2 protein-coding genes and 1 pseudogene are annotated in these 2,410 nt (G+C 66.1%); all 3 read left to right on the top strand.

Going from position 1 to position 2,410, the window contains the following annotated elements:
• Positions 1 to 579 (top strand): annotated as a pseudogene (locus tag HPC46_RS34190) (lytic transglycosylase); the annotation flags it as partial.
• A gap of 159 nt (positions 580 to 738) precedes the next feature.
• Positions 739 to 1,731 carry a hypothetical protein gene (locus tag HPC46_RS34185; protein ID WP_179476409.1) on the top strand — a complete coding sequence of 331 codons (993 nt, stop codon included), beginning with the start codon at positions 739 to 741 and terminating at the stop codon, positions 1,729 to 1,731.
• A 36-nt stretch (positions 1,732 to 1,767) separates the two neighbouring features.
• Entirely contained in the window at positions 1,768 to 2,247 is a 480-nt protein-coding gene (locus HPC46_RS34180) for a hypothetical protein (RefSeq protein WP_179476408.1), read from the top strand.
• The last annotated feature ends 163 nt before the right edge of the window (positions 2,248 to 2,410 follow it).

Raw genomic sequence — 2,410 nt, 5'->3', positions numbered from 1 at the left:
ATATTTGGAATGGGTGGTGCGTCGGAGGGCATGGGGGGCGGTGGCGGAATGCCCTCGATGGGCATGGGCGGCGGCGGGGGCGGGTTCCCCGGCATGGGCATGTTCTCCAAGCTGCCCGGCATGCTCACCGGCCAAAACTCACGACGTCCGAATCCACTGGATGATGCGGTTCCTGGCAACTTTCCGTCGTCGTACAGCGGCCAGGGTGCTGAGAATGTGCGTGCTGCGATTCGAGCAGCTTTGGACCGCAAGGGAATTCGCAATCCGGCCGCCCGGGCCCGCTGGGAGTCTGGCATGATGCTGGTCGCCCAGCGTGAGTCGAACTTTCGTGACGTCGTCAACAACTCGGACTCGAATGCGCGCGCCGGCAACCCTTCTGGGGGGCCGTTTCAGTTCATCGCCACTACCTATCGGGCTTACCAGGAGCCCGGGACGTCTCCGAATCACCGCGATACCTTCGGTCAGGCGTGCGCGTTCATCAACTACGCCATGAGGCGATACGGGGTTAGTTTCGACGGGAGTGACCTGGCCTCAAAAATTCAACAATCGGACCCACGCCGAGCAGCCCGTGGCTACTGATTTAGCACGAAACCTGTTGCTGCACCACAATCTATCCCATATATAGATGACTGAGTAGGGGTCATGCGAATGAGGTGGCGGCTGGCGGTGGCTTCACCGCGTACGCGGTGTTGGTTCAGCGCAGGGTGGGGGTTTTTGTGGTGCTTGGGTTATGCCTCGGTGACGCTAATTCCGCTCGGGGCCCGTGGTTACCGCTGGTGGCTGCCTATCGTCGGATTCTCGCTGTTGGTCGGGTTGAGTACCGGTGCGCTGACAGCGTGGATGGAGCGGGGTGTGGCGGCAAGCTACGCCGCCGCTCTGGACGGCTTGTCCGCCGATCAGCGTCGGCAGGTTGCCAGGGTGTGGAGGCGGGGGCCGGTGCCCACAGATTCGGCTGTGCTTATCGCCGTGCTGCGGCTACACGGCCTCCTCGACCGGTATCGGCAGGCCAACCGGTCCCGGCGGGTAGCTGGCGGAGTTCTGGTGGGCATGGCGACCGTGATGCTTGTGGCCGCGTCCGTCGCCGATCGGCATGCGGTGTCCCCGTCTGCGGTGATGTTTTTGCTCCTCGGTGTGGTGATGGTCGCCGCGCCCACTGCGACTGCACTGCGAAGCCGACGCCAGCAGCCGAGGCTCGCGGAGCTGCGTGCGGCGGCTCAGGCCGATCCTGAGGTGGCGGCCGCGGTGGCGCAGCCCGTGGCGGTGGCGTCGCCCCTGACCCGGGCGCGGCGAGTGCGGTGGACCGTGGCAGCTGTCGTCCTGGCGGCGGTGTGCGTCGTGGCGCTCCAAGTCGCCATGACGCACAGCCCCCGCCGTACCGCGTGCCGAGCGGTCAATGCTGTCGTGTCGGAAATTTACCGAGACCGCGATTCACTGTTCGCCGCCGGTGCGCTCGGACCGGACGGCCCGCCGTTGTCGGAGTATCAGGACTGGTCGGATTCGTTGCGGCGCAGGGCTGCTGAGGCCGACAGCGACCCTGCAACAGCGCTGTATCTGCACCGGATCGCCGTTCTTGGCGCTCAAATCGTGGGTGTCGTCGAGCGGGTGCGCCAGCCCGGCCAGGCTGATCCCGCAACCACGCTCGCGGACAATCAACGGTCCTACGTTGCGCTTGTCGACGCACTTGTCGCCGAGGAAGGCCATGCCCTGGACCAATGCAGGGGAGTGGCGTGACCTCGGTTGACCAGCCGGGACTCTATTCTGGCGGGTATGGATGCCGCGCAGAGCTACGTAGCGCAGGTGGACCGCATCTTGGCCGCTGCCGTGTCACTGTTCCCTGCCGAGGCGCACGGCGCCGAGCTGCAGCGCGATCCAGCGCCGGCCGGCGGGGATCTTCCCGACGGTGACAGTGGTCTGGCCACAGCGACGGGGGAGGCATCCGACCGTTATCGGCGTGACGATGCGCGCGCGGTGGCGCTGAGCGATGCCCTGCACAGCTCGGTAACCGAAGCGGTCACCCATGCTCGGCAGGCCAACGAGTCGGCCCGGGCGATCGCGCAGACCGCCGCGACGGGTGCGCGGGCCGTGCTGGCCGAGGGGTCCGACCCACACAACCTTGTGCTGCTGGTGTCGCAGATGGACGACCGTCTTGCGGCCATGCAGGACCACATCAAGCAGACCCGTGAGCGGTTGCACGCGTCCGCCCAGAAGATCGCGGCGCATCAGGCGGAGATCGCCCAGCACACGTAAACCGTCTCGATCAGCTTTTTTGGGGCGGTGCTGTTGGGGTGGTGGCGGTTTTAGTTTGAGCGGGTGGGCGGCTCGGGTGTGGGCGCGTATATCGCGCAGGTTGACCGGGTGTTGGCCTCTGCCCAAGGTGTTTTCCCCGCTGCCGGTGGTCCGGGCTCGGTCA

Origin of the sequence: Mycolicibacterium vinylchloridicum (assembly GCF_013404075.1) — a bacterium.
GTDB classification, from domain to species: Bacteria; Actinomycetota; Actinomycetes; order Mycobacteriales; family Mycobacteriaceae; genus Mycobacterium; species Mycobacterium vinylchloridicum.
The sequence above is the reverse complement of the archived record's forward strand: the minus strand, read 5'-3'. Positions and strand labels throughout refer to the sequence as shown.

What these genes read in the sequence shown, in the direction of transcription:
- HPC46_RS34180 (WP_179476408.1), top strand. Translation starts at nt 1,768, where the DNA reads ATGGATGCCGCGCAGAGCTACGTAGCGCAGGTGGACCGCATCTTGGCC.